This is a genomic window from Pseudomonas defluvii, assembly GCF_001695625.1.
Lineage (GTDB): Bacteria > Pseudomonadota > Gammaproteobacteria > Pseudomonadales > Pseudomonadaceae > Aquipseudomonas > Aquipseudomonas defluvii.
The window spans coordinates 1-25,807 of the sequence record NZ_MBPN01000046.1 but is presented as its reverse complement, the minus strand read 5'-3'; the positions used below and the strand labels follow the sequence as shown (position 1 = coordinate 25,807).

Sequence of the window (25,807 nt, the reverse complement as noted above, 5' to 3'; positions counted from 1 at the left end):
GGCGGAACAACACACAGCGCTCGAAGGGTTATCGTCGGAACAGGCTTGGCGTCACGCGTACTCTCCTTGAAAAAATACAGTCGAACTCAGCGGGCAACAGCCGGGCTGAGGCAATAATGTTCGATCAACTCACGCAATAGACGCACGGTAGGCTGCAAGCGTGACATTTCGAGGTACTCACCCGGCTGATGCGCACAGGCGATGTCGCCTGGGCCAAGCACCAGGGTCTCGCACCCCAGGCGCTGAAGATAAGGCGCTTCGGTGCCAAAGGCTACTGCTTCAGCACTATGCCCGGTAAGACGTTCGGCCAGACGCACCAGTTCGGCGTCAGCCGCCTGCTCAAACGGCGGCACCTCGGGAAACAATGGCGCATAGTCGATACGCACCTGATGACGCTCGGCCAATGGCTGAAGCTTGCCACGAATGGCGGCACGCAACGCTTCCGGGTCCATGCCGGGCAACGGCCGCAGGTCGAACTCCAGAGCACATTGGCCACAGATGCGATTGGGGTTGTCGCCACCATGAATGCAACCAAAGTTCAGGGTCGGCTGGGGGACGCTGAACTGCGCATTGTTGAACTCGCGCTGCCATTGCCGACGCAGCACCATCAATTCGCCCATCGCCTCATGCATCGCCTCCAGAGCACTATGGCCCAGGCGCGGATCCGACGAATGGCCACTGCGCCCGAGAATATCAATGCGCTCCATCATCACGCCTTTGTGCAGGCGGATCGGCCGCAGCCCGGTGGGCTCACCGATCACCGCCGCGCGCCCCAATGGCCGCCCCGCCGCCGCCAACGCCCGGGCCCCCGCCATCGAGCTTTCCTCGTCGCAGGTCGCGAGAATCAGCAGGGGTTGCTTGAACGGTTGATCGAGCAGGGTGCGCACCGCTTCGATGATCAATGCAAAGAAGCCTTTCATGTCACAGCTACCCAGGCCCACCCAGCGCCCGTCCACCTCGGTCAGCTTCAGCGGGTCGGTCTGCCACAGTTGCGGGTCGAACGGCACGGTGTCGCTGTGCCCGGCCAGCACCAACCCGCCCGGGCCGCTGCCATAGCTGGCCAGCAGGTTGAATTTGCCGGGGTTCACCTGCTGGATCTCGCAGGCGAAACCGAGGTCGCCCAGCCAACCGGCGAGCAAGTCGATCACCGCACGGTTGGATTGATCCAGCGCGGCTTGAGTACAACTGACCGAGGGTGCGGCAATCAGCGCGGCAAACTGGTCTTTGAGCGGCGGCAACGGCATGCGGATTCTCCTCGGGTCGGACCTCATCATAGGGCCATCGGGCATCTGGAATAAACCGTCTGCGGCCGACTCCTGTACACTGCACGGCCAAGACGCCCCCTGTCATCCGACGCCGGATTGCCCAGCAATGCATAAAGAAACCGAAATCAAACTGCGGGTCAGCCGCGACACCCTCGCGGCCCTGCGCGAACACCCATTGCTGAAGAAGCGCAACAAGTCCGGCTGGCAGCAGCGCGAGCTGCTCAACCAGTACTTCGACACGCCTGAGCGCGACCTGGCTGCGGCCAAGGTCGCCCTGCGTTTGCGCCGCGATGGCGAGGTCATCATCCAGACCCTCAAGACCCGTGGTCAAAGCGTTGCCGGCCTGTCCGAGCGCCATGAATACGAATGGCACCTGGAAAAAACCAAGCTGGACCTGAAGAAACTCGACGCACAGTGCTGGCCAGAACAACTGGCCGAGGTCGACAAGAAAACCATCAAGCCGCTGTTCAGCACCGACTTCACCCGCGAATACGCGGAAATTGCCTGGGGCCGCGGCAAGGCCAAGGTCGTGATCGAAGCGGCCCTGGACCTGGGCAAAGTCATCGTCGGCAAGCAGCACGAAGAGATCTGCGAACTGGAGCTGGAACTGCGTGAAGGCCCCGCCGAAGCCCTGCTGGAGCTGGCCGCCGAACTCGCCGCCAGCCTGCCGATGATGCCCTGTGATATCAGCAAGGCCGAGCGTGGCTACCGCCTGCTCGACCCGGCCAGCTATGACCTGAGCCTGCCTGCGGCGGAACTGAACGCCGAAATGACCCTGGACGACGCCTTCGCCGCACTGGGCTGGCAGTTGCTGGGCAGCAGCCAGCGACTGGCCGAGCAGTACCGCTTCAATGGCCACTGGCGCCTGCTGCAGGACTGGGTCGAGAACCTGACCGAGCTGCGCGCCCTGGCCAGCAGCCTGGGCCAGGCTGCGCCGCGCGCCAGCACCCGTGAGCTGCGCAACAGCCTCGATGCCCTGCTGGAAGACTGGAAGCCGCTGGTACAGGCCGGCCTGGAAGACGAAGACGTCCGCCGTGCCGCCCCGGAACAGTTCGCTGAAGAGCTGCTGGAAACCCGCTGGGGCCAGTTCTCCCTGGACACCTCGCGCTGGCTGCTGGCCCGTGCCTGGACAGTCGAGCGCAACAACCGTGGCAATCGCCAGGGCGCTGCGCAACTGGGTAACTGGCTGACCCACCTGCTGGCCGAGGAAGCCCAGGCCCTGCAACTGCCGCGCTACCAGCAGCAGCCTGAAGACCTGGCCGAGCAACTGCCGCGCATCGAACGCCTGTTGGCCTGGCTGCATCACGCCCGCAACGTGCTTGAGGTACCGGAAGTCGACCGCCTGTACGGCGAGCTGAACAAGCTGCAACACCTGGCCCATCAGCCCATCAACGACGAAGCTCTGGACGCCCGGGTACAACAGGCCATTGCCGTGTTCCAAAGCCGTGCCTGGAAATACCTGCTGCGCAAGTAAGCCTCAGAGCACCGGCAGACTCGTCGTGGACTTGATTTCAGACAAGGCCACGATCGAGTTGACCTCCTGGATCCCCGGCACCATCGACAGCTTTTCGAAGAAGAACCGTTCGTAGGCTTCGATGTCCGGGGTGACAATGCGCAAGAGAAAATCCACAGCCCCCATCAGCACGTAACATTCCAGAACTTCAGGGAAGCCGCGAATCTGCTCGGTGAACTCGGTGAAGTTTGAACGCCCGTGGGCGTTGAGTTTGACCTCGGCAAAGATCTGAGTGTTCAGGCCGATTTTCTTGCGGTCGAGCAAGGTCACCTGCCCGCGAATGATCCCTTCCTCCTTCATACGCTGTATACGCCGCCAGCAGGGCGACTGTGACAACCCCACACGCTCGGCAATCTGCGCGCTGGACAGCGAAGCATCCTCCTGCAGCAGGGCCAGGATGCGTCGGTCATAGGCATCTAACTCGCTCTGCATAATTTTTTCTCCAGACGACTTATTCAAGAATTAATTAATTCAATTGATGGTAATAACTGCGGATCATAGAGAAAAAATACCCCGCGCATCATGCAAAAATCTTCTCATCAACTTCGGAGAATTCCATGAGCGCACTCGAACGGCTGGACCACCCTGTCACTGCGCTGCGCACCGATGCGTGGGCCACCAATGCAGCGCACGCACACGTTCAGTACCGATTGCAGGCTGAAGCCGAGCCGGACAGCCTGTGCCGTATTCTCAATCTGTTCGCATTACAGTTCCTCGTGCCTCAACAGCTACAGATGAAACAAGAAGATGAGCTGATGCACATTGAGGTACAGATCGGCGGTCTGAGCTGGCATCGCGCCGAGCTCATTGCGCAAAAAATGCGCAACCTGATCAGTGTTGTCGAGGTACACCTTGAGCCCTGCCTGCCACCGGTCAGGGCCTTCGAATCACGACCCGCACGCTGAGCCACGACATACCCGGAAAACCTTGCGCCCGACCGTCGAGAACGGCAGCAACTAGCCTTGGCAGGCCATAACCGACCTGCAAGGAAGCCCCATGCCCGCGCTCGCAGAGGATCGCCCACTCGACCTTGTCACCCTGCTGGATGCACTGGTTGCACAACACGTGATCCACGCCGAAGACGCCCAACGTGTTGTGCCAACCGCCGACGACCCGAACCATCCGCTGGAGGTCATCGCCCGCCGCAGGCTGCCCGACGCGCGCCAGCCTGGCCAGGTGCTGGAGCTGGAAGGGCTGTGCCAATGGCTGGCCGCCGATGCTGGCCAACCCTACCTGTGCATCGACCCGATGCGCATTGATGCAGCCCACGTCACCGCCCTGATGTCTGCCGCGTTTGCCCAGCGCCACGGCATACTTGCAGTCGAGGTGGATGCCGACAGCGTGACGGTGGCCAGTGCGCAACCGTTTGTACGCGGCTGGGAGAGCGACCTGGCCCACGTCCTCAAACGGCAGATCAAGCGGGTAATCGCCAGCCCTGAACGCATTCGCAACCTGAGCCGGGAGTTTTTCAATGTCGCCCGTTCGGTCAACAGCGCCTGCCAACTGGAAATCGCCCGGCCCGCTGCCAGCATCGAGCACCTGCTCGACCTTGGCACCGCACACCAGGAAGCGGACGCCAACGACACGCACATTGTGAGCATCGTCGATTGGCTGCTGCAGTACGCCTTCGAGCAGCGCGCCAGCGATATCCATATCGAACCTCGCCGCGAGCAGGGTGGCGTACGCTTTCGTATCGACGGCGTGCTGCATGAGGCCTACCGGTTCCCACCGTGGGTGACGCTGGCGGCGGTAAGCCGGCTGAAAAGCCTGGGACGCATGAATGTCGCAGAAAAACGCCGCCCACAGGACGGTCGGCTGAAGACTCGCACACCCGCCGGCAGCGAGGTGGAAATACGCCTGTCCACCTTGCCGACCACCTTCGGTGAAAAGCTGGTGCTACGGATTTTCGACCCTGAGCTGCTGCAACAGGATCTCCAGCAGTTGGGCCTGGTCGGCGATGAGCTGGCATGCTGGCAACGCATGCTGGGACACAACCACGGGATCGTCCTGGTCACCGGGCCGACCGGCTCCGGCAAGACCAGCACCTTGTATGCCAGCCTCAAGCAACTGGCAACGCCTGAGGTCAACCTCTGCACCCTCGAAGACCCGATCGAAATGGTCGAACCCGCGTTCAATCAGATGCAGGTCGACCCGGCCATCGACCTGTGTTTCGCCAATGGTGTACGCGCACTGCTGCGCCAGGACCCGGACATCATCATGATCGGGGAGATACGCGACCTGGAGACTGCACAGATGGCCATCCAGGCGGCGCTGACCGGTCACTTGGTGCTGTCCACCCTGCACACCAACGATGCCTGCACTGCCATTGGCCGTTTGCTGGAGCTGGGCATCCCGCACTACCTGATCCGTGCAACGTTGATCGGGGTAATGGCCCAACGTCTGATCCGCACCCTCTGCCCGGCCTGCAAAGTGCCCGCAACCCTGTCCGACCAGGATTGGCACACCCTGGTCCAGCCCCAGCAGTGGCCGTTACCCACTGAGGCGAAGCAGGCCGCGGGCTGCCCAGCCTGCCGACACACCGGCTACCGAGGGCGTACTGGCATCCATGAACTGCTGCCCTTGAGCGAGTCGCTCAAGCCATTGATCTGTGCCGACGGAGACGCCCAGGCGTTACGTCACCAGGCGCTCGCCGAAGGGATGCGAAGCCTGCGCTTGAACGGCGCGCAAAAGGTCGCCGCTGGCCTTACCAGCGTGGCGGAAATTATCAGGGTCGCACCATGATCAACGTACGTTCATCGGCCCGTTGAGGGCCAGGGAACTTGCCGAGGGGTGACAAGATCAAACCCGCTAGATCACCCCCCAATGTTGGAGTCACCCACCATGCGCTTCAAGCGTGCTGTAGCAACACTTGCATTACTGTCCCTGCCCTTCGGCGCTGCCATGGCCGACACCTTCTGGCGCGACGTTATTTCCTCGGGTGCAACCACCGCCTCTACCTACCTGACGTTCAGGGATCACAAGTTGATCGTTGCGGCTCAAGACGACGCGGGCAGCTTCGTCGCAAGCGAAGGCAGCATTCGCGGACCGTACCTTGAAGCGGCCATCCAGAAAGTGCGCGCCGACAACCCAGGGCTGAAAGCCAGCGACATGGAGCTGGCCAACGCCATCCTGGCGAAAAACGCAGGCGCCAACGAATAAGCCGCACAGAAACCTCGCAGGCAAGCCTCCCACAAACCCTGTAGGAACGGGCTTGCCCGCGATCAAGGCGCCGCGACCAGCCCTTCAGCGGTAGTCCTCTACCGGTACACACGCGCAGAACAGGTTGCGGTCGCCATACACGTTGTCGACCCGGTTCACCGCAGGCCAGTACTTGTGCAGCCGGGCATGCGTGCTGGGCGTCACTGCCTGCGCAATGCTGTATGGCCGCTCCCATACACCGATAACGTCTGCCAGAGTATGCGGCGCGCCTTTAAGTGGGTTGTCTTCTGCTGGCCAGTTACCGTTCTGCACTTCGGCAATTTCTGCGCGGATACTCAGCATCGCTTCGATAAACCGGTCCAGTTCCGCCTTTGACTCACTCTCCGTAGGCTCGACCATCAGCGTGCCAGGCACCGGAAAGGACATGGTCGGGGCATGGAATCCGTAATCCATCAGGCGCTTGGCGACATCCTCCTCGGTAATGCCGGTCAGGGCCTTCAACGGCCGCAAATCGAGAATACACTCATGCGCCACCCGCGCATTGCGACCGCGGTAGAGCACCGGAAACGCGCCGCCCAATTGCTGCGCCAGGTAGTTGGCACACAGGATCGCCACCTCACTGGCGTCCGCCAATTGCGGCCCCATCATTGCGATGTACATCCAGCTGATCGGCAGGATACTCGCGCTGCCCCACGGCGCTGCGCTGATTGCCGTGTTCTTCGGGTCAGGCCCCGGCACCGGCACCACCGGGTGGCTGGCGACAAAGGGCGCCAAGTGGGCCCGAACACCAATCGGCCCCATACCCGGGCCACCGCCACCATGGGGAATGCAGAAAGTCTTGTGCAGGTTCATGTGCGACACATCTGCACCGATATCGGCCGGCCGGGTCAGGCCGACCTGGGCATTGAGATTGGCCCCGTCCATGTACACCTGACCACCATGGCTGTGGATAACCTCGCAGATTTCGACAATCCCCTCTTCATACACACCGTGGGTCGAGGGGTAGGTCGCCATCAGGCAGGACAGGCGCTGACCTGCCGCCTTGGCTTTGGCCTTGAGGTCGGTCAGGTCGACGTTGCCGTCCTTGTCACAGTCAACGATGACCACCTGCATACCGGCCATTTGTGCAGACGCCGGGTTGGTCCCATGAGCTGAGGCGGGGATCAGGCAGATATCGCGCTGGCCCTGCTGGCGGCTGCGATGGTACTTGGCAATCGCCATCAACCCGGCATATTCACCTTGGGCTCCGGAGTTGGGCTGCATGCAGACTGCGTCGAAACCGGTGATCGCGCAGAGCCAATTCTCCAGTTCGTCGATCATGGCCTTGTAGCCCTGCACCTGCGCGGCGGGGGCGAACGGATGCAGTTGGGCAAAACCTGGCCAGGTAATGGGGATCATCTCGCTGCTGGCATTGAGCTTCATGGTGCAAGAGCCCAGTGGAATCATCGACTGGTTCAGCGCCAGATCCTTGTTCTCCAACTGCTTGAGGTAACGCAGCATCTCGGTTTCGCTGTGGTGCAGATTGAATACCGGGTGCGTCAGGTAGGCCGAGCGGCGCACCAACGCTGCAGGTATCCCCTCAGGCAGGGCATGGGTATCGAGGGTTGCGATGTCCAGGCCGTGGTCGGCGCCCAGGAAGATATCGAACAGGCGCAGCACCGTGCCTTCGTTGCAGGTTTCATCGAGGCTGACACCCAATTGGCCGCGCCCCAGAATCCGCAGGTTGATCTGCGCCGCCTCGGCGCTCTGGATGATCGCAGTCTGGCTGCCGCCTACTTCCAGGGTCAGGGTATCGAAGAAATGCTCATTGAGCCGCTTGATACCCTTGCTCTCCAGCCCGGCCGCCAGGATGAAGGTCAATCGGTGTACCCGCTGAGCAATCCGTTTCAGGCCTTCCGGCCCATGGTAGACCGCATAAAATCCGGCGATATTGGCCAGCAGCACTTGCGCCGTGCAGATGTTCGAGTTGGCCTTCTCCCGACGAATATGCTGCTCACGGGTCTGCAGTGCCATGCGCAGCGCGAGGTTGCCACGGGCGTCCTTGGACACACCGATGATCCGCCCCGGCATCGCCCGCTTGAACTCGTCACGACAAGCGAAATAAGCCGCATGCGGCCCGCCATAGCCCATCGGCACACCAAAGCGCTGGGTAGAACCCAGCACCACGTCGGCCCCCAGCTCGCCCGGTGGCGCCAACAGCACCAGGCTCAGCAGGTCGGCGGCGACACACGCCAGTGCCTGCTGCGTATGCAGCTGTTCGATAAACGGCCTCAGGTCGCGCACCTCGCCATGGGTGTCGGGGTACTGCAACAAGGCACCGAACACAGCGTATTTGGCGAGGTTATCCACAGCGTCGATGACCAGTTCAAAACCAAAACCGTCGGCGCGGGTCTGCAATACCGAGAGGGTTTGTGGATGGCAGTGCTCATCGGCAAAAAACACGTTGCTCTTCGACTTGGCAACGCGGCGGGCCAAGGCCATCGCTTCGGCGGCGGCCGTGGCTTCATCAAGGAGCGAGGCGTTCGCCAGGTCCAGCCCACTGAGGTCAATGATCATCTGCTGAAAGTTCAGTAAAGCTTCCAGTCGCCCTTGGGCAATTTCGGGCTGATACGGCGTATAGGCCGTGTACCAACCGGGATTTTCCAGGACGTTACGCAGGATCACCGTTGGCGTGAGGGTACCGTGGTAGCCCATGCCGATAAGGCTGGTCCAGATCTGGTTTTGCTCGGCGTAACCACGCAGCTTCGCCAGCGCGGCCTCTTCATCGAGGGCGGGCGGCAAGTCGAGGGCGCGGTTCAGGCGAATGCCGGGTGGGACGGTCTGTTCGATAAGCTCGACACGACTGCCCAGGCCAAGGGCTTCGAGCATGGCCTGCTGCTCGCTGGGGTCAGGCCCCAGGTGGCGACGCAGGAAAGGATTGGCGTCGTACAGTTGGCTCAGGGACGGCGACTGGGACATAGCGGCTCTCTCTTCCTAGACCAAACCTCGACCAGCCGAGGCATATTGAGTCTAGGAAGAGATTGCCGCTTGTGTCGGAAAACTATTCGCCGATAAGCGCTTTGTAGCCTGCCGCGTCGAGCAGCTTGTCCAGTTCAGCCGGATTGGCGGGCTTCAGCTTGAAGATCCAGGCGCCATACGGATCGCTGTTCAGCGACTCAGGGCTGTCGCTCAGATCCTCGTTGACCGCAATGACTTCGCCGCTGATCGGGGCGTAGATGTCCGAAGCGGCCTTGACCGACTCGACCACACCGGCGGTATCGCCAGCGGCAAACACCATGCCCACTTCTGTCAGCTCAACGAACACCACATCGCCCAAGGCTTCCTGTGCGTGGTCGCTGATGCCGACCGTGACACTACCGTCAGCCTCCAGACGGGCCCACTCATGGCTATCGGCAAAACGCAGTTCGGCAGGGATATCGCTCATATTGTTGTCCTCGATAAGGTCAGCGGTCGGCCCGCCAGAAAAAATTCAGATCAGAATCTTGCCATGCCGCACGAACGTTGGCTTGACCACTCGCACCGGGTACCAGCGACCACGGATCTCGACTTCAGCGCGATCGGCAGTCGCCATTGGCACCCGTGCCAGAGCAATCGATTTGCTCAGCGTAGGGGAGAAACTACCACTGGTGATCTCTCCTTCGCCAATTTCACTGATACGCACGACCTGGTGCGCCCGCAACACCCCGCGCTCCTCCAGCACCAGGCCCACCAGTTTAAGCTTCGGCCCGGCATCACGCTCGGCCTCAAGCGCGGCACGACCGATGAAGTCTCGCGTCGCCGGCTCCCAGGCAATGCTCCAAGCCAGGTTCGAGGTCAGCGGGGAATGCGCTTCGTCGATATCCTGGCCATAGAGGTTCATACCCGCCTCAAGACGCAAGGTATCGCGTGCGCCCAGTCCACTCGGGGCAATACCGGCACCGACCAGGTCGTTGAAGAACCCGGGCGCCTGAACTGCTGGCAGCATGATTTCCAAACCATCTTCGCCGGTATAACCGGTACGGGCGATAAACCAGTCACCGTCGACCAGGCCCTCGAACGGCTTGAGTTCGCGAATCAATGCCGCACGTGCGGCAGTCACCAGATCTGCGACCTTTTCGCGGGCATGAGGCCCCTGGACCGCTAGGATCGCCAAATCCGTGCGCTCCTGGATACTCACGTCAAAACCAACCCGGCACGCTTGCAGCCAGGCCAGGTCCTTGTCGCGAGTCGCAGCGTTGACCACCAGACGATAACCGTCATCACAGCGGTAGACGATCATGTCGTCGATCACCCCGCCTTGCTCATTGAGCAGGGTGCTGTACAGGGCTTTGCCTGTGGCACTCAGGCGCTCGATATCGTTGGCCAGCACATACTGCAGCCACGCCGCTGCCTGAGCGCCGCCGATATCAATCACGGTCATGTGAGATACATCGAAAACCCCGCAGTCGCGACGCACCTGATGGTGCTCCTCGACTTGCGAGCCGTAATGCAGGGGCATGTCCCAACCGCCAAAATCGACCATCTTGGCGCCAAGCGCCAAATGCAGGTCATAAAGAGGCGTACGCAGTCCCATGGGTTTCTCCTTCCGCGCGTGGCGAGGCTACGACCGGCGGCAGTGCAGCCACCGACGTAGCGAATGCCGCGCATTGTAGCTGCAAGGCTGGATGCTTACACCCTCAGTGCGCTTGGCCGGGGTGCCGAGCCGACCGTCGAATCAGCCCGATAACCGGCAACAGGCCGACCAACACCAGGGTTAGCGCAGGCAGCGAAGCACGTGCCCACTCGCCCTCACTGGTCATTTCAAAGACCCGCACCGCTAGCGTGTCCCAGCCAAAGGGCCGCAGTAGCAAGGTAGCAGGCATTTCCTTGAGTACGTCGACAAACACCAACAGCGCCGCGCTCAGCGCACCAGGCACCAACAACGGCAGGTAGACCTTGAAAAACAGGCGCGGCCCCGCAACCCCAAGGCTGCGCGAAGCTTCCGGCAGCGAAGGCCTAACCCGCGCAAGGCTGCTTTCCAAAGGCCCGTAGGCAACAGCCACGAATCGCACCAGGTACGCCAGTATCAATGCACTGAGGCTGCCCAGCAGTAACGGCTTGCCAGCGCCACCCAGCCAGCTGGACAGCGGGATGACCAGTTGCTTGTCCAGGTAACTGAACGCCAACATGATCGACACAGCCAGTACCGATCCCGGCAAGGCGTAACCAAGGTTAGCCAGGCTGACGCCAGCCCGGATACCGCGCGTGGGCGCCTGCCGTCGGGCAAATGCCAGCATCAGTGCCACGCAGACCGTGATCAACGCCGCCATGGCCCCCAGATAGAGGGTGTGCACAATCAGCCCGGCATAGCGCTCGTCGAGGTCGAAACGACCACGCTGCCAGAACCACACCAGCAGTTGCAGCACCGGGATTACGAACGCACAGGCAAAGACCAGCAGGCACCAACCGGTCGCTGCAAACGCCTTGACCCCGCGCAGGTGATACAAGGCCTTGCCCCGTGGCCGCTCACTGCCACTGCGGGTTGCACCACGTGCCCGGCGCTCGCCGTACAGCACCAGCATGACCGCCAGCAATAACAGACTGGCCAGTTGTGCCGCACTGGAAAGGCTGAAGAAGCCGTACCAGGTTTTATAGATGGCCGTGGTGAACGTATCGAAGTTGAACACCGAGACCGCACCGAAGTCCGCCAGGGTTTCCATGAGTGCCAATGCCACGCCCGCGCCAATTGCGGGGCGCGCCATGGGCAGGGCAACCCGCCAGAATGCCTGCAACGGCGAATGCCCCAGTACCCGCGCGGCCTCCATCAAACCCTTGCCTTGAGCAATGAACGCAGTGCGAGCCAGCAGGTAGACGTAGGGGTAGAACACCAGCACCAGCACCGTGATCACGCCACCGGTGGAGCGCACCCGAGGCAGACGCATCGGCCCGAACCACTCGCGCAGCAGGGTTTGCACCGGCCCGGAAAAATCCAGCAAGCCGACAAAGACGAACGCCAGTACATAGGCCGGGATGGCGAAGGGCAGCATCAAGGCCCAATCGAGCCAACGACGCCCGGGAAACTCACAAAGGCTGGTCAACCAGGCCAGGCTGACGCCCAACAGGGTGACACCCATGCCGACACCGGCGACCAGTGTGGCGGTATTGCCCAACAGGCGGGACATCTGGGTTTCGAGCAGGTGCGACCAGATCTGCCGGTCAATCGTCTCCCAGGACAGGAGCAGAACACTGATCGGCAACAGCACCAAGGTGACAACGGCGAAAACCAGGGGATACCAGCGGCGTTGGGCAGGGTGGGCCAAAGGGCGATGCTCTAGGTTTTAATGACTGTCGCCGGCAACACCTGCCCATCAGAGCTGGCCTTGCCGGCGATGAAGCCGCAAAGGGTCGAACAAGCATAAAGCCTGGGGCTTAGTTCCAGCCAGCCCGGTCCATCAAGCGAATCGCTTCAGCCTGACGCTTGCCTGCGACTTCCACCGGGAGGGCGTCAGCCTTGAAGGTTCCCCAGGCGGCGACTTCCTCGGACGGTGCAACCTTCGGGTTGGCCGGGAACTCCTGGTTGATACTCGCGAACATCTTCTGTGCATCCGCACCGGTCATCCACTCGACCAGGGCCTTGGCTGCTTCTGGATGCGGCGCGTACTTGGTCAGGCCGATACCCGAGAGGTTGACGTGAACACCGCGGTCCGCCTGGTTAGGCCAGAACAGCTTGACCGGCAGTTTCGGGTCCTGCTGGTGCAAGCGACCGTAGTAATAGGTGTTAACGATACCGACATCGCACTGACCGGCCTTGATCGCCAGCAGCAAGGCCGTATCGTCAGAGAAGACGTCTGTGGACAGGTTGTTCACCCAGCCCTTGATGATCTGTTCGGTTCTCTCGGCGCCATGGGTCTCGATCAGGGTGGCGGTCAACGACTGGTTGTAGACCTTCTTCGCGGTACGCAGGCACAGGCGGCCTTCCCATTGCTTGTCGGCCAGTGCCTCGTAGGTGCTCAGCTCTTCCGGCTTGACCCGCTCGGTGGAGTAGACAATGGTTCGTGCGCGCAGGCTCAGGCCTGTCCAGTCATGGGACGAGGCACGATATTGAGACGGGATGTTGGCATCGATCACCGACGACTGGATCGGCTGCAGGATGCCCATTTGCTCGGCCTGCCAGAGGTTGCCCGCATCGACGGTGAGCAGCAGGTCGGCGGTGGCATTCTCGCCCTCGGCCTTGATCCGCTGCATCAGCGGTGCTTCCTTGTCGGTAATGAACTTGACCTTCACTCCGGTCTTGGCCGTGTAGGCATCAAATACCGGCTTGATCAGCTCATCAATTCGCGAGGAGTACACCACCACTTCATCCGCTGCCTGGGCGGTGCTACCGAACAGCGTCAATGCCAGAGCGGCCAGTAAATGCTTGCGTGACAACATGGAAGCGGTCCTCGAAAGACAAGAAAGGCAGAAATGGTAGTGAATCCCATTTGCCATCTCAACCTAACTCACAACAGAGCAGTTACCAGATGTTGCAAGCCTCTCAGGGCCGCGCCAACTCGGGCAGATCACCGCTCAAGCCGAGGGCCTGACGCACAAACAGCGCCTTGGCCTCAGGCAATTGCTCGACCCACTTCAGGCCCGTATTACGCAACCAGCGCAGCGGCAATGGATCGGCCTGGAACAGCCGCTCGAAGCCTTCCATTGCCGCCATCAAGGCCAGGTTGTGCGGCATCCGGCGCCGCTCGAAGCGACTCAGTACCCGCACATCGGCCAGCCGCTCGCCACGGTCCAGAGCGTTTAACAACTCCTCGGCGAGCACCGCCGCATCGAGGAAGCCCAGGTTGACGCCCTGCCCGGCCAACGGGTGAATGGTATGCGCAGCATCGCCAATCAGCGCCAGGCCCTCGGCCACATAGCGCTTGGCATGGCGCTGGCGCAGCGGCACACACAGTCGCGGGTCGGCACTCAGCACCTGGCCCAGACGACCTTCGAAGGCGCGCTCGAGTTCGGTGCAGAACGCCTCATCGGCCAACCCCATCAGGCGCTCGGCCTGCTCCGGCGTGGTCGACCAGACAATCGAGCACCACCCCTGCTCGCCGTCGCGCTGCAGCGGCAGAAACGCCAGCGGGCCATCATCCGTAAAGCGCTGCCAGGCCGTGGCCTGATGAGCCTGGCTGCAACGCACACTGGTCACGATGGCGTGATGCAAGTAATCCCACTCACGGGTTTCGCACCCCGTCAGGCGGCGCACGGCCGAGTTCGCCCCGTCGGCTGCGATCACCAAGGGTGCACGCAGCGTACGGCCATCGGCCAAGGTCAGCAGCCAGTCCTCTCCAGAACGACGCATCTGCTCCAGGCGCGCATTGGCCAGCAGGCCGATCTCGCTGTCATGCAGGCGCTCCAGCAGCGCATCCTGGACCACTCGGTTCTCGACGATATGCCCCAGCACCTCGGCATGCACGCTGGCTGCGGAAAAGTGAATACGACCTGTCCCGCTGCCGTCCCAGACCTCCATCTGCCCATACGGGCAGACGCGTCGGGCGCGGATACCGTCCCAGGCACCGAGCCGTTCAAGGATCCGCTGGCTAGCCACCGACAGGGCGCTGACCCGTGGCTCGAATGCGGCCTCGGCATCAAAGGGTTTGACCGACAGCGGGCTGCCATCGACCAGCAAAATATTCAGGCCACTGTGCTGTAGCGCCAACGCCAGGGCGCTGCCGACCATACCGGCACCGACAATCAACAGATCCGCGCGCATTTCCATGCCTTAAGCCTGTATTGCTTGCGGCCGGAGCCGCAGATAAAGGGAAAGTGGTATGTAGCCCTTGCGCATGCTCAACCCTGCAGGTCCGAACGGGTGCCCAGGCCCATCGCTTGCCGGGCGAACCAGCGCTTGGCCGGTGGCAGCAGGTCGAGCCCAAGCAGGCCCAGGTTACGCCCGGCTGTCACCAGCGGCTGGTTGTTGCCAAACAGCCGGGTGACGCGGTCGGAAAAGCCGATGGTCAAGGTCTGATCAAGGCGTTGACGCTCACAGTAGGCTTGCAACGTCGCCAGGTCACCGGGCGCTTGCGGCCCGGCGAGCAAGGCTTCAGACAAGGCCTGCACGTCACGCAACGACAGGTTGAAGCCCTGCCCGGCAATCGGGTGCAGGCTGTGCGCCGCATTGCCCAGCACCACCAGGTGAGGACGCACCTGTTCCTGCGCCTCGACCAATGACAACGGATACAGGTGGCGAGCACCCACCTGACACAAGGCGCCCAATCGGTAGCCGAACACGCCCTGCAATTCGTCGAGAAAGCTGCGCTCATCCAGCTCGGCCAGCCGCTTGGCGTCCATCCCCTTACGGGTCCAGACCAGCGCGCAGCGGTTTTCCGGCAGCGGCAACAGCGCCATAGGTCCTTCGTCGGTGAAGCGCTCAAACGCTTGCCCGCAGTGCGCTTCACTGGGCGTGATGTTGGCGATCAACGCACTCTGGTTGTAAGGCCGCGTCGTGACATGAATGCCCAACTGCTCGCGCAGGCCAGAACGGCCACCGTCGGCCAGCACCGCCAGGTCGCAGTCAAGGGTCGTGTCGTCGTTGAGCGACAGGCGATAACCGTCTTCCAGCGCCTGCAAGGCCGTCACTTCGGCCGGGCAGCGCCAACTGACCACCTCGGGGTCCAGCCCTTTCCAAAGGCACTGCCCTAGCCAGGCGTTTTCCACCACATAGCCGAGGGCCGGTACGCCCTCTTCCATTGCGTTCAGACGGGCCGCGCCGAAACGCCCCCGATCAGACACCTGGATCTGCCGGATCGGCTCGGCACGGCGACTGATCGCCTGCCACAGCCCGAGCCGTTCATAGATCTGTCGGGTACCGAAGGATAACGCCGACGAGCGTGCATCGTAGCTGGGCTGATAGCTGTCACCCGGCGCAAACGGCTCGATCAACAGGATCGTCCAGCCACGAGCCTTGGCACCGGCCTGCAGCGCCAGGGCCAGGCTGGCCCCCACCAGGCCGCCGCCAATAATTGCCAGATTGAACCGGTTCATGCGGCCTGGCTTCGCGCAGCAGCCATCAAGGCTTCGATTTCAGCGACTGTCTTCGGCACACCCGCCGTCAGAACTTCACACCCATGCTTGGTTACCACTACGTCGTCCTCGATGCGTATGCCGATACCACGCCATTTTTTCGCCACGTGCATATTGTCCGCCGAGATGTAGATCCCTGGCTCGACCGTCAGGGTCATCCCCGGCTCAAGTACCCGCCACTGGCCGCCAACCTTGTAGTCCCCGACATCGTGTACATCCATGCCCAGCCAGTGCCCGGCACGGTGCATGTAGAAGGCCTTGTAAGCCTCGGACTCGATCAGATCCGGCACTTCGCCTGCGAGCAGGCCCAACGCCACCAGCCCTTCGGTAATCACCTGCACGGTCGCTTCGTGCGCGTGGTTCCAATGCTTGCCCGGCGCAATCTCCTCGAAAGCCGCCATCTGCGCCTTGAGTACCAGTTCGTAGATTGCTTTCTGCTCCGGCGAAAAGGTGCCACTGACCGGAAACGTCCGAGTGATATCGCTGGCGTAGCAGTCAATCTCGCAACCCGCGTCGATCAGCACCAGATCACCATTCTTCAGCGGCGCATCGTTTTCCTGGTAATGCAGGATGCAGCTGTTGCGTCCAGCCGCAACGATCGAGCCGTAAGCCGGCATCTTCGCCCCGCCCTTGCGAAACTCGTAATCCAGCTCGGCTTCAAGGCTGTACTCGTGCAAGCCGGCCCGGCAGGCTTGCATCGCCCGCACATGAGCACGCGCCGAAATGGCCGCGGCTTCGCGCATCACCTTCACTTCCGCTGCCGATTTATACAGACGCATGTCATGCAGCAGATGATCCAGGGCAACGAATTCGTTGGGCGGCTGCGCACCGAGGCGCGCCTTGGAACGAATCACGTTGATCCACTCCATCAAATGGCGGTCGAACTCGGCATTGCTGCCCATCGCCGAGTACACGCGGTCGCGCCCCTCGATCAACCCCGGCAGAATTTCGTCGATATCGGTGATCGGGAAGGCATCATCGGCGCCAAAATCGCGAATGGCACCCTCCTGCCCGGCGCGCAAGCCATCCCATAACTCACGCTCAGGATTGCGCTCACGGCAAAACAACACATATTCACCGTGCTCACGCCCGGGTATCAGCGCAATCACCGCTTCGGGCTCGGGAAAGCCGCTCAGGTACTGGAAATCGCTGTCCTGGCGATACACGTGCTCGACATCGCGGTTGCGTATGGCGACCGCAGCCGCCGGCAGGATGGCGATACTGTTGGGCTCCATCTGCGCCATCAGCGCCTTTCGCCGGCGGGCGTATTCCGACTTGGGGATGTGGGTCATGGGCAGATGGCGTCCAGGCAAAAATCAGTGCAGGGAAGGTTTCGCAGCGGCTGGGGCAGGCTTGGCCAGCTCCGTGTAAAGCAGCAACGGCGCGACGCGCAGGTATTCCATGACTTCCATGTAGTCGCTCTCGCCGTCCTCGGATTCCTCCAGAGCATCCTGAACCTGGGAAATGGCGGCCAGGTCCTGCAGCACTTCCTTGGCTTCAGTGCTCAATGTCAGGCCACCCGAGTTCAGGCCGAAACCGTCGAGGAAGCCCCGGCACCACTGGCCCAGCGCAACGGCACGCTCGGTCAGCGGCGCGTCATCGCCCGGCAGCAGCAAGACGATGGTGATGTCTTCACCGGTGAGTTCGGCCTTGACCATTTCCTGCAAGCCAATCAGGGCATTGCGAACATTGTCGGCCGGCTCGGTATCAAGCAGGGGGGCTGCGTCGGCCAACCAGCTGTCGGCATCGAAGCCGACACCTGTGCAGCTACGCCCGAGCAACAGCCCGTGCAGTTCGGCAGGAGAAACTGGATGACCGCCGCTGCTCAGCAGGGCGGCGAATGCGGTGTACGGCGAGTTGGTATTGGGCATGGGCAACTAGGCGCCAGACGGCGCAATGACTAGAATGAAGACCTTGTATCCTAGCACCGGCAGGCGCGCCAAGACCATCGACGCGGCCAACTCGGGGCTGGCAGGGCATAATCGCCGGGAACTCAGGCACACCCAATCGAGTGGCATTTCATGCAAGAGACCGAGCTGCAAGCGCTGATGGGCCGACTCGAACTGTTGATTGAACGGGTCGAGCAACTAAAACGGCAAAACGCACTCTTATTAGCTCAGGAAAAATCCTGGCGTGAGGAACGTGCCCACCTCATCGAAAAAAATGAAATCGCCCGGCGTAAGGTCGAATCGATGATTTTGCGACTCAAGGCCCTGGAGCAAGACTCATGAGTTCAAGCAATAGCGTCACCGTTCAGATCCTCGACAAAGAGTACTCGATCATCTGTCCGCCGGAAGAACGCAGCAACCTGATCAGCGCTGCACGCTACCTGGACGGCAAAATGCGCGAGATCCGCAGCAGCGGCAAGGTTATTGGCGCCGACCGTATCGCGGTCATGGCCGCCCTCAACATTACCCACGACCTGCTGCACCGCCAGGAACGCCCAGCCCCTCAAGTCGGCGGCGCCACCCGCGAACAGGTGCGCGACCTGCTGGAACGCGTCGATCAGGCGTTGGCCAACGATGCCGATACACCATCCAATTGAGTTTCAGGTATACTCTCGCTCACTCCCTGGAGTGCTTGCCAGTCGGTCATGTCCCTGAGCCGATACGCACAACCACGGGGGTTGCACGCTGGGGCCGGTGCGCATGTCCGCCTGACGGAAAGCCTTAACGCCCCCTGCAATCTCCACCTTGAACTTTCGGGTTCAAGGGCTACACCGACAGCGGTTCGTCGGGGAGCCTGATTATCCTGCGCCTGCCAACCCTGGCACGCGCACATGCGCTGCCACCCGCCTGGCAGTTGCTCAAGAGACCGCCCGTGCCATGACCGACACCGCGCTGCTCACCCGCCCCCAGCTACGCCGCCTGCTTCGAGATGCCCGTCGTGCGTTGACGCCTGCCGAACAACGCCGGGCCGCGCAGAACCTGTATTGCCAGCTGGCACAGCATCCGTTGTTCCGTCGCGCCAGGCACATTGCCTTGTACCTGCCCAACGACAGCGAAATCGACCCGCGCCTGTTGCTGCGCGAGGCCCAACGCCGTGGCAAGCGTACCTACCTGCCAGTACTGCACGCCTGGCCGAAGACCAAGATGGCCTTTCAACGCATTGAGGCAGGCGAAAAGCTGCGCCCCAACCGCTTCCGCATTCCTGAACCCGTCATTAGTCAGGCACGGCAACGCCCCGTATGGGCGCTGGACCTGGTCCTACTGCCGCTTGTAGGGTTCGATGAAACAGGGGGACGCTTGGGTATGGGCGGTGGTTTCTACGACCGAAGCCTGGGCTACCTTGCCCGACGCAAAACCTGGAGAAAACCACTGCTGCTGGGGCTGGCGCATGAATGCCAGAAGGTCGAGCGACTGACTCAAGCCAGTTGGGATGTACCGCTTCAAGGAACTGTTTCGGACAAGGGCTGGTACCTGGCGAACTAAGCGCAGGCAAGCAGCCGATCAACGCTGTTGCGGGATGACCGACACTTCATAATTGGTGGCGAGGTTGCGCTCCCAGAGGCTTTCCGCATAACCGGTAGTGACCACACCCAAACCGAACAGAAAAACGAGTACCCAGATCATATCCGGTTTGCGATTCATCGATTGCCCCCCTCAGGCAAACTGATCACGATGGCAGCAACGGTTAGCGAGGTAGGCCGTGCAGCAGCGTCATGCTTAAAACCCGCGCATTCTCCGACAACCTGAAGCGACACGCAAACGTTGACGTCAACCGGCTGTCGGTTTCGCGCCACAGGTTGTTTCCAATTTTTTCAGGAGCACCTTCCATGGCCTATTGGCTGATGAAATCCGAGCCCGACGAGCTCTCGATCCAAGACCTGGCCACGCTCGGCGAAACCCGCTGGGACGGCGTGCGCAACTACCAGGCACGCAATTTCATTCGTTCGATGACGGTAGGTGATGCGTTCTTTTTCTACCATTCCAGCTGCCCGGAGCCGGGTATTGCCGGCATTGCCCGGATCACCTCGGACGCTTACCCGGACCCCACCGCGCTCGATCCCGAGAGCCACTACTTCGACGCCAAGGCCACTGCCGAGAAGAACCCGTGGAGCGCCATCAATGTCATCCATGTCGAGACATTCACAAAGGTGCTTGGCCTGGGTTACCTGAAACAGCAAACAGCCCTCGCCGAGCTGCCACTGGTACAGAAAGGCAGCCGCCTTTCGGTCATGCCGGTAACGGCCGAACAATGGGCCGCTGTACTCGCCTTGCGCTGAACAGGGTAGGATTCCTACTCAATTGACGGACATCAACCCAGCTAAACAGGGAACCGTCACACTGACGTCATTGCCGCAGGATGCTTGAACAATGTCGCTTAGCCAACACACACCAAGACTTTTCGCCGTTGCCCTGATTGCTCTGCTCATGGCCGCGGGCGGCTTGGGCTACTGGAAATCATTGCATGATCGCCTGCCCGAAGGCCTGAGCCAAGGCAACGGTCGGCTTGAAGCCACCGAAGTGCAGATCGCCAGCAAGGTTCCCGGGCGCCTGGCCGAAGTGCTGGCCGATGAAGGCGACAGCGTGAAGCAGGGACAATTGCTGGCCCGCATCGACACCCGAACCCTCGAAGCCCAACGTACCCAGGCCGAAGCGGAAGTGCTGCGCGCCAAGGAGAACTACGCCGCGGCCCAGGCCAACGTGCAGTTGCGTCAGAGCGAGTTGCTGCTTGCCAGCCAAGAGCTGCGGCGCAGTCGTGAACTGTTCCAGCGCAAGTACGCCAGCCAGCAACTGCTCGATCAGCAACAGGCACGCTTCGACACCAGCAGCTCGGCGGTGGTCGCCGCTCGTGCACAACTGGCGGCTATCAATGCGGCCATTGGTGCGGCGCAGGCACAGGTCGAACAGTTGACCAGCGAAATTGACGACAGCAGCCTGCGCGCCCCCATCGACGGGGTGATCCAGTTACGCTTGGCCGAGCCCGGCGAGGTGCTGCCGGCGGGCGGACGTGTACTCCTGCTGATCGACCCCAACGATCAGTACATGAACCTCTACCTGCCAGCTTCGACCGCCGGCAAACTGACCATGGGCGATCAGGCACGGATCGTACTCGATGCCCTGCCCGACAAAGCCCTGCCGGCCAAGATCACCTTTGTCGCGGCCAAGGCTCAGTTCACCCCCAAGCAAGTGGAAACCCGTGACGAACGCCAGAAGCTGGTGTTCCGAGTAAAACTGCGACTGACCGACCCTAGCGCCCTGCCTCAAGCCAAACCCGGTATGCCGGGGGCCGGCTATGTACGCACGGCCCCCGTGGACTGGCCGGCCAACCTGCAATGAATGCGCTGGCGCTGCACGCCAAGGGCATCAGCCATCGCTACGGCACCGTAGTGGCCCTGCAGGGCATCGACTTCGAGCTGCCAGCCGGCACCCGTTGCGGCCTGATCGGCCCCGATGGTGCGGGAAAGTCCAGCCTGCTTGGGTTGATTGCCGGGGTGAAAAAGTTGCAGACCGGCACGCTACAGGTGCTCGACGGCTCGATCGACGAGCGTCGCCATCGCCGCAGCCTGTACTCACGCATCGCCTTCATGCCCCAAGGGCTGGGCAACAACCTTTACCCGGACCTGTCGATACGCGAAAACATCAGTTTCTTCGCCACCCTGTTCGGCCTGCCCCGCGCGGAATGCGAGCGACGCATTCACGAGCTGCTGCTGGCCACTGACCTGGTGCGTTTCGCCGACCGTCCCGCCGGCAAGCTCTCAGGCGGCATGAAACAAAAGCTCGGGCTGTGCTGCGCGCTGATCCATGACCCCGACTTGTTGATCCTCGACGAACCGACCACAGGCGTCGACCCGTTGTCCCGGCGGCGCTTTTGGGAACTGGTCGAGCAGGTGCGCCGCGAGCGCCCGCAACTGACCCTGCTGGTCGCTACGGCCTACATGGAAGAAGCCGAGCAGTTCGAGCATTGCCTGATGCTCGACCGCGGACGCATGATCGCCGCCGGGCCCAGCCGCGAACTGGCCGCCGTGACCCCCAGCGACAAGCTCGACGACGCCTTTACTCACTTTCAGGGTGACAGCAAGCGCAGCGGGCAACCCTTGCACATACCGCCACGGGCCGACAGCAACGCCGAAATCGCCATCGAAGCTCATGAACTGACCCTGCGCTTTGGCGACTTCACCGCGGTCAACAAGGTCAGCTTCGCCATTGGTCGTGGCGAGATCTTCGGCTTTCTTGGCTCCAACGGGTGCGGTAAAACCACCACCATGAAGGTCCTGACCGGCCTGATGCCCGCCAGCGAAGGCAGCGCCAGCCTGCTCGGGCGCCCCGTGGATGCCAGCGACCTGGCCACCCGCAAACGGGTCGGTTTCATGTCGCAGAGCTTTTCCCTGTACGGCGAGCTGAGTGTGCGGCAAAACCTTGAGCTGCACGCACGCCTGTTTGACTTGCCCAACGCCGAAAGTCGTCCGCGCATCGCCGAACTGATCCAGCGTTTCGATCTGAACAACGTGGCCGACCAACAATCCGGCGCGCTTCCCCTGGGGATTCGCCAACGGCTTTCGCTCGCAGTGGCGGTACTGCACCGGCCGGAAGTGCTGATCCTCGACGAACCGACCTCGGGAGTCGATCCCGCCGCCCGTGACGACTTCTGGCGCCTGCTGATCGAGCTGTCACGGGAACAGGGCGTGACCATCTTCCTCTCCACCCATTTCATGAACGAGGCACAACGCTGCGACCGCATTTCGTTGATGCACGCCGGCCAGGTACTGGCCTGCGATACGCCCTCAGCGCTGCAGACACAGTTCGCCGGCGACACCCTGGAAGACGCCTTCGTGCGCTGCCTGGAACAGGCCCAGGGCCCGATGGAGGCGCCTGCCACTGACACCCCGCTGAACACGGCCGCCGCGCCGACGTTACTGCGCCAGCGCCGAGGCTTCAGCCTCAAGCGCCTGTTCGCCCTGGCAAACCGCGAGGGCAAGGAGCTACTGCGGGACAAGGTACGCCTGGCGTTTGCCTTGCTCGGCGCACTGTTCATGATGGTGATCTTTGGTTTCGGGATCTCGCTGGACGTCGAGAACCTCGCCTTTGCGGTCTATGACCAGGACCAAAGCCCGCAAAGCCGCGCCTACCTGGAAGCGTTTCGTGGCTCGCGCTACTTCGATGAGCAAGCACCGATAACCGACCTGGGGCAAATGCACCGGCGCCTGCAGCGTTCCGAGATCAAGCTGGCGCTGGAGATACCGCCGGGCTTTGGTCGCGACCTCTACGCCGGTCGCCAGCCGACCGTAGCCGCCTGGCTCGACGGTGGCATGCCGTTTCGCGCCGAAACCAGCCGGAACTATGTCGAAGCCGTGCATCAGGGCAACCTGGCATTACTGGCGTCCTTGAGCAGTGCCGCTCAGCCGGCACAGCCACTGGTAAACCTGGAAACACGCTTTCGCTACAACCAGGATGTCGTCAGCGTGAACGCCATCGGCCCCGGCGTCATGGCGCTGATTCTGGCCTTCATCCCGGCCATGCTGACCGCGCTGGGTATCGTCCGTGAGAAGGAGTTGGGCTCGATTACCAACTTCTATGCCACACCCCTGACACGCCTGGAATTCCTGCTCGGCAAGCAGGTGCCTTATCTGATCGTCAGCCTGATCAACCTGGCACTGCTGGTGGCGATGAACCGCTGGCTGTTCGGCGTGCCGTTCAAGGGTAGCGCCTTCGCCCTGGCGTGCGGTGGCGTGCTCTACCTGCTGGCGACCACCAGCATGGGGATGCTGATCTCTGCGTTCACCCGCACCCAGATCGCCGCGATCCTCGGCACCATGATCATCACCAGCCTGCCCACCATTCAGTTCTCCGGGTTGATCGTGCCACGCTCGTCACTCGAAGGCACAGCAGCGGTGATGGGGCAGCTGTTCCCCGCCGGCTACTTCCTCGACATCGCCGTCGGCACCTTCACCAAGGCCCTGAGCCTGCGCGAGCTGTGGCCGCAATGCCTGGCCCTGCTGGGATTCTTCCTTGCCTTCACGGGCTTGAGCCTGGCCATGTTGAAAAAGCAGGAGGCCTGATGCATCGCCTTGCTCACATTCTGCGCCTGGGGCTCAAAGAGCTCACCAGCCTGCGCCATGACAGCGTGCTGTTGCTGTTCCTCCTCTATGCCTTCAGTGTGGCCATCTATATGCCGGCGGCGGGTTCCGTGATTGGCGTGCACAACGCCAGCGTCGCCGTGGTCGACGAAGACCACAGCCTGATCTCGCGCAAACTCACCCAGGCCCTGCAACCTCCCGAGTTCCAGACGGCCACCGCCCTGTCCTATGACCGGATCGACCAGGTTCTGGACAACGGTCAGTACACGTTTGTGATCAACATTCCGGTGAACTTCCAGACCGACCTGCTCGCGGGGCGCTCACCGGAACTGCAGATCAATGTGGATGCCACCGCCATGAGCCAGGCGTTCATGGGGGCTGGCTACATCGGGCGGATCTTTGAACGCGAGTTGCTCGACTACGCCAACCCCGACTCAAGCGTCGAGCGTGCACCGGCCCTGCTGACCAATCGGGCGTTGTTCAACACCAACCTGGAAGGTGGCTGGTTCCTGGCGGTGATCCAGATCGTCAACAACATCACCATCCTGGCAATCATCCTGACCGGCACAGCACTGCTTCGTGAGCGCGAGCACGGCACCCTCGACCACCTGCTGGTATTGCCATTGACCGCACTGGAAATCATGCTGGCGAAAATTGGCAGCAACGCGCTGGTGGTAGTGCTGTGCACCTGGGTATCGCTGGAGGTGGTGGTCAAAGGCGCACTGGGTGTACCGCTGGCAGGTTCGCTCGGGCTGTTCCTGGCAGTGACCGCGCTCTATCTGTTCGCCAGTACCGCCTTGGGGATTTTCCTCGCCACGCTGGCCCGTTCGACCCCGCAGTTCGGCTTGTTGGCGATCCCGGTGATTATCCCGATGCTGTTGCTCTCGGGCGGCAGCACACCGCTGGACAGCATGCCGCAGTGGCTGCAGTGGGTCATGCAGGGCTCACCCTCGACCCACTTCGTCAGCCTCGCCGCCGCCATCCTGTTCCGCGATGCCGGCGTCGACGTAGTCTGGCCAGACCTGCTCGCGCTCGGCGCGATCGGCCTGTTGTTCTTCAGCATCGCGTTGGCGCGCTTCAGACGAACCCTGACCTCCTGATTACTGCACGATCAGGTTGTTGAACAGCAGGTCTTCGACGATCGGCTTGCCCTCTTCGTCATTGAGCACCTGCTGGACCTGCTTCAGCGCTTCCTGACGCAGCTTTTCCTTGGACTCGACATTGCTCATGCTCTCCAGGTTCTGCTGGGTAAACAGTGCAACGAGCTGGTTGCGGATCAACGGCTCATGGTGCTTGACCGCTGCCGCTGCGGCTTCACCGGTCACCCGCAGGGCAACATCAGCCTTGTACACGTGCAGTTTCGGCCCACCGTCGAGGGCATAGTTGCCAACAAAGGGCGGTGTCAGGGAGATGTAGGCCACTTTCGGTGCATCTTCCTTGGACTCCTCGGCCATAGCGGCCGCAGGCAGCATCAGGGCCACCAGCATCACGATCCACGCTTTCACGAATTCACTCCTCAAACAGTTGGCGCCAGCATAACCAGCGCTTTTGGCAAACCCAAGCGCGGGCTTATGCCAGCCTATCAAGCCGGGCCATGCTCGTTGGCCCCAAACCTGCCCTTCTACACTTATCGGCCAGCACACGCAAAGGAATAGCCCGGCCTTGCAAATGGCACATCCCCTGACGGCCAGCTGAACAAATCCTTGCCAGCGTCGGGATCTTTCCTTGAAACGCGCCCTCCAATCGCCTGACCCGCGTGTCCTAACTGACAAGGAAGACGACCATGACTCGCCCAACCCCACTGCCTGCACTTGGCCCCAACGACCTGCT

General features: G+C 61.8%; 24 protein-coding genes and 1 other RNA gene. 12 read left to right on the top strand and 13 right to left on the bottom strand.

All coding sequences use genetic code 11. The annotated features are described in order from the left end of the window. Positions 1–86: 86 nt before the first annotated feature. On the bottom strand, positions 87–1,244 hold the full coding sequence (gene argE, locus EKA13_RS14335; protein WP_065760065.1) for an acetylornithine deacetylase: 1,158 nt from the start codon (positions 1,242–1,244) through the stop codon (positions 87–89). 127 nt (positions 1,245–1,371) lie between these two features. Here argE and EKA13_RS14330 point away from each other — a divergent pair, with 127 nt between their 5' ends. After that, positions 1,372–2,739, top strand: coding sequence for a CYTH domain-containing protein (locus tag EKA13_RS14330; RefSeq protein WP_065760064.1), 1,368 nt, complete (start codon positions 1,372–1,374; stop codon positions 2,737–2,739). Positions 2,740–2,742: 3 nt separating this feature from the next. Here EKA13_RS14330 and EKA13_RS14325 read toward each other — a convergent pair whose 3' ends face one another. Further along, a complete protein-coding gene (locus EKA13_RS14325) occupies positions 2,743–3,210 on the bottom strand; it encodes an Lrp/AsnC family transcriptional regulator (RefSeq protein ID WP_065760063.1) in 468 nt (155 codons plus the stop codon). 125 nt (positions 3,211–3,335) lie between these two features. Between EKA13_RS14325 and EKA13_RS14320 the strand changes: the two genes are divergently transcribed. The 3 genes from EKA13_RS14320 (at position 3,336) to EKA13_RS14310 (ending at position 5,937) form a co-directional block, all read left to right on the top strand. Next, positions 3,336–3,683 (top strand): hypothetical protein, encoded by a 348-nt coding sequence (locus EKA13_RS14320; protein ID WP_065760062.1) that lies wholly within the window; start codon positions 3,336–3,338, stop codon positions 3,681–3,683. Positions 3,684–3,774: 91 nt separating this feature from the next. Beyond that, positions 3,775–5,520: a type IV pilus assembly ATPase TfpB gene (tfpB, locus tag EKA13_RS14315; RefSeq protein WP_065760061.1), complete on the top strand. Its 1,746-nt coding sequence runs from the start codon at positions 3,775–3,777 to the stop codon at positions 5,518–5,520. A gap of 99 nt (positions 5,521–5,619) precedes the next feature. Beyond that, positions 5,620–5,937, top strand: a complete 318-nt coding sequence (locus EKA13_RS14310) for a DUF2388 domain-containing protein (protein ID WP_065760060.1) — start codon at positions 5,620–5,622, stop codon at positions 5,935–5,937. An 84-nt stretch (positions 5,938–6,021) separates the two neighbouring features. Here EKA13_RS14310 and gcvP read toward each other — a convergent pair whose 3' ends face one another. The 9 genes from gcvP to EKA13_RS14265 all read right to left on the bottom strand — a co-directional run bounded on the left by gcvP (position 6,022) and on the right by EKA13_RS14265 (position 17,828). Then, the gene (gene gcvP, locus EKA13_RS14305; protein WP_065760059.1) at positions 6,022–8,895 is read right to left on the bottom strand and encodes an aminomethyl-transferring glycine dehydrogenase; all 2,874 of its coding nucleotides are present in this window, start codon (positions 8,893–8,895) and stop codon (positions 6,022–6,024) included. Between the two features lie 82 nt (positions 8,896–8,977). Next, positions 8,978–9,361 carry a glycine cleavage system protein GcvH gene (gene gcvH, locus EKA13_RS14300; RefSeq protein ID WP_065760058.1) on the bottom strand — a complete coding sequence of 128 codons (384 nt, stop codon included), beginning with the start codon at positions 9,359–9,361 and terminating at the stop codon, positions 8,978–8,980. A 45-nt stretch (positions 9,362–9,406) separates the two neighbouring features. Beyond that, positions 9,407–10,489, bottom strand: a complete 1,083-nt coding sequence (gcvT, locus tag EKA13_RS14295) for a glycine cleavage system aminomethyltransferase GcvT (RefSeq protein WP_065760057.1) — start codon at positions 10,487–10,489, stop codon at positions 9,407–9,409. 103 nt (positions 10,490–10,592) lie between these two features. Continuing rightward, entirely contained in the window at positions 10,593–12,215 is a 1,623-nt protein-coding gene (locus EKA13_RS14290) for an ABC transporter permease (RefSeq protein ID WP_065760056.1), read from the bottom strand. Between the two features lie 109 nt (positions 12,216–12,324). Continuing rightward, the gene (locus EKA13_RS14285) at positions 12,325–13,326 is read right to left on the bottom strand and encodes an extracellular solute-binding protein (protein ID WP_065760055.1); all 1,002 of its coding nucleotides are present in this window, start codon (positions 13,324–13,326) and stop codon (positions 12,325–12,327) included. A 103-nt stretch (positions 13,327–13,429) separates the two neighbouring features. Then, positions 13,430–14,647: a 2-octaprenyl-3-methyl-6-methoxy-1,4-benzoquinol hydroxylase gene (locus EKA13_RS14280; RefSeq protein ID WP_176717427.1), complete on the bottom strand. Its 1,218-nt coding sequence runs from the start codon at positions 14,645–14,647 to the stop codon at positions 13,430–13,432. A gap of 77 nt (positions 14,648–14,724) precedes the next feature. Beyond that, positions 14,725–15,918, bottom strand: a complete 1,194-nt coding sequence (gene ubiH, locus EKA13_RS14275; protein ID WP_065760053.1) for a 2-octaprenyl-6-methoxyphenyl hydroxylase — start codon at positions 15,916–15,918, stop codon at positions 14,725–14,727. Continuing rightward, positions 15,915–17,249 carry a Xaa-Pro aminopeptidase gene (gene pepP / locus EKA13_RS14270; RefSeq protein ID WP_065760052.1) on the bottom strand — a complete coding sequence of 445 codons (1,335 nt, stop codon included), beginning with the start codon at positions 17,247–17,249 and terminating at the stop codon, positions 15,915–15,917. The genes ubiH and pepP overlap by 4 nt, the downstream gene beginning before the upstream one ends. A gap of 24 nt (positions 17,250–17,273) precedes the next feature. Further along, entirely contained in the window at positions 17,274–17,828 is a 555-nt protein-coding gene (locus EKA13_RS14265; protein ID WP_065760051.1) for a YecA/YgfB family protein, read from the bottom strand. A 150-nt stretch (positions 17,829–17,978) separates the two neighbouring features. Here EKA13_RS14265 and EKA13_RS14260 point away from each other — a divergent pair, with 150 nt between their 5' ends. The 4 genes from EKA13_RS14260 (at position 17,979) to EKA13_RS14245 (ending at position 19,388) form a co-directional block, all read left to right on the top strand. Continuing rightward, positions 17,979–18,188, top strand: a complete 210-nt coding sequence (locus tag EKA13_RS14260) for a TIGR02449 family protein (protein WP_065760050.1) — start codon at positions 17,979–17,981, stop codon at positions 18,186–18,188. Next, entirely contained in the window at positions 18,185–18,502 is a 318-nt protein-coding gene (locus EKA13_RS14255) for a cell division protein ZapA (RefSeq protein ID WP_065760049.1), read from the top strand. The genes EKA13_RS14260 and EKA13_RS14255 overlap by 4 nt, the downstream gene beginning before the upstream one ends. Positions 18,503–18,522: 20 nt before the next feature. Further along, a non-coding RNA gene (ssrS, locus tag EKA13_RS14250) (6S RNA) lies at positions 18,523–18,701 on the top strand. Positions 18,702–18,782: 81 nt separating this feature from the next. Beyond that, positions 18,783–19,388, top strand: a complete 606-nt coding sequence (locus EKA13_RS14245; RefSeq protein WP_065760076.1) for a 5-formyltetrahydrofolate cyclo-ligase — start codon at positions 18,783–18,785, stop codon at positions 19,386–19,388. Between the two features lie 18 nt (positions 19,389–19,406). Here the strand turns inward: EKA13_RS14245 and EKA13_RS27840 are convergent, their stop codons facing one another. Then, positions 19,407–19,547, bottom strand: coding sequence for a hypothetical protein (locus tag EKA13_RS27840; RefSeq protein WP_176717426.1), 141 nt, complete (start codon positions 19,545–19,547; stop codon positions 19,407–19,409). Between the two features lie 185 nt (positions 19,548–19,732). Between EKA13_RS27840 and EKA13_RS14240 the strand changes: the two genes are divergently transcribed. The 4 genes from EKA13_RS14240 to EKA13_RS14225 all read left to right on the top strand — a co-directional run bounded on the left by EKA13_RS14240 (position 19,733) and on the right by EKA13_RS14225 (position 25,077). After that, positions 19,733–20,182: an EVE domain-containing protein gene (locus EKA13_RS14240; protein ID WP_065760048.1), complete on the top strand. Its 450-nt coding sequence runs from the start codon at positions 19,733–19,735 to the stop codon at positions 20,180–20,182. A gap of 91 nt (positions 20,183–20,273) precedes the next feature. Beyond that, positions 20,274–21,239, top strand: a complete 966-nt coding sequence (locus EKA13_RS14235; protein ID WP_065760047.1) for an HlyD family secretion protein — start codon at positions 20,274–20,276, stop codon at positions 21,237–21,239. After that, on the top strand, positions 21,236–23,959 hold the full coding sequence (gene rbbA, locus EKA13_RS14230; RefSeq protein ID WP_065760046.1) for a ribosome-associated ATPase/putative transporter RbbA: 2,724 nt from the start codon (positions 21,236–21,238) through the stop codon (positions 23,957–23,959). Before EKA13_RS14235 ends, rbbA begins: the two co-directional genes overlap by 4 nt. Further along, complete coding sequence (locus tag EKA13_RS14225) at positions 23,959–25,077, top strand: ABC transporter permease (RefSeq protein ID WP_065760045.1); 1,119 nt, start codon at positions 23,959–23,961, stop codon at positions 25,075–25,077. The genes rbbA and EKA13_RS14225 overlap by 1 nt, the downstream gene beginning before the upstream one ends. Here EKA13_RS14225 and EKA13_RS14220 read toward each other — a convergent pair whose 3' ends face one another. After that, positions 25,078–25,482 (bottom strand): flagellar basal body-associated protein FliL, encoded by a 405-nt coding sequence (locus tag EKA13_RS14220; protein WP_065760044.1) that lies wholly within the window; start codon positions 25,480–25,482, stop codon positions 25,078–25,080. It abuts the gene before it with no gap. Positions 25,483–25,807 lie beyond the last annotated feature (325 nt).

Bases quoted from the DNA above. Each gene is read 5' to 3' on its own strand.
- argE (WP_065760065.1), bottom strand. From the start codon at position 1,244: ATGCCGTTGCCGCCGCTCAAAGACCAGTTTGCCGCGCTGATTGCCGCA.
- EKA13_RS14330 (WP_065760064.1), top strand. From the start codon at position 1,372: ATGCATAAAGAAACCGAAATCAAACTGCGGGTCAGCCGCGACACCCTC.
- EKA13_RS14325 (WP_065760063.1), bottom strand. From the start codon at position 3,210: ATGCAGAGCGAGTTAGATGCCTATGACCGACGCATCCTGGCCCTGCTG.
- EKA13_RS14320 (WP_065760062.1), top strand. From the start codon at position 3,336: ATGAGCGCACTCGAACGGCTGGACCACCCTGTCACTGCGCTGCGCACC.
- tfpB (WP_065760061.1), top strand. From the start codon at position 3,775: ATGCCCGCGCTCGCAGAGGATCGCCCACTCGACCTTGTCACCCTGCTG.
- EKA13_RS14310 (WP_065760060.1), top strand. From the start codon at position 5,620: ATGCGCTTCAAGCGTGCTGTAGCAACACTTGCATTACTGTCCCTGCCC.
- gcvP (WP_065760059.1), bottom strand. From the start codon at position 8,895: ATGTCCCAGTCGCCGTCCCTGAGCCAACTGTACGACGCCAATCCTTTC.
- gcvH (WP_065760058.1), bottom strand. From the start codon at position 9,361: ATGAGCGATATCCCTGCCGAACTGCGTTTTGCCGATAGCCATGAGTGG.
- gcvT (WP_065760057.1), bottom strand. From the start codon at position 10,489: ATGGGACTGCGTACGCCTCTTTATGACCTGCATTTGGCGCTTGGCGCC.
- EKA13_RS14285 (WP_065760055.1), bottom strand. From the start codon at position 13,326: ATGTTGTCACGCAAGCATTTACTGGCCGCTCTGGCATTGACGCTGTTC.
- EKA13_RS14280 (WP_176717427.1), bottom strand. From the start codon at position 14,647: ATGCGCGCGGATCTGTTGATTGTCGGTGCCGGTATGGTCGGCAGCGCC.
- ubiH (WP_065760053.1), bottom strand. From the start codon at position 15,918: ATGAACCGGTTCAATCTGGCAATTATTGGCGGCGGCCTGGTGGGGGCC.
- pepP (WP_065760052.1), bottom strand. From the start codon at position 17,249: ATGACCCACATCCCCAAGTCGGAATACGCCCGCCGGCGAAAGGCGCTG.
- EKA13_RS14265 (WP_065760051.1), bottom strand. From the start codon at position 17,828: ATGCCCAATACCAACTCGCCGTACACCGCATTCGCCGCCCTGCTGAGC.
- EKA13_RS14260 (WP_065760050.1), top strand. From the start codon at position 17,979: ATGCAAGAGACCGAGCTGCAAGCGCTGATGGGCCGACTCGAACTGTTG.
- EKA13_RS14255 (WP_065760049.1), top strand. From the start codon at position 18,185: ATGAGTTCAAGCAATAGCGTCACCGTTCAGATCCTCGACAAAGAGTAC.
- EKA13_RS14245 (WP_065760076.1), top strand. From the start codon at position 18,783: ATGACCGACACCGCGCTGCTCACCCGCCCCCAGCTACGCCGCCTGCTT.
- EKA13_RS27840 (WP_176717426.1), bottom strand. From the start codon at position 19,547: ATGAATCGCAAACCGGATATGATCTGGGTACTCGTTTTTCTGTTCGGT.
- EKA13_RS14240 (WP_065760048.1), top strand. From the start codon at position 19,733: ATGGCCTATTGGCTGATGAAATCCGAGCCCGACGAGCTCTCGATCCAA.
- EKA13_RS14235 (WP_065760047.1), top strand. From the start codon at position 20,274: ATGTCGCTTAGCCAACACACACCAAGACTTTTCGCCGTTGCCCTGATT.
- rbbA (WP_065760046.1), top strand. From the start codon at position 21,236: ATGAATGCGCTGGCGCTGCACGCCAAGGGCATCAGCCATCGCTACGGC.
- EKA13_RS14225 (WP_065760045.1), top strand. From the start codon at position 23,959: ATGCATCGCCTTGCTCACATTCTGCGCCTGGGGCTCAAAGAGCTCACC.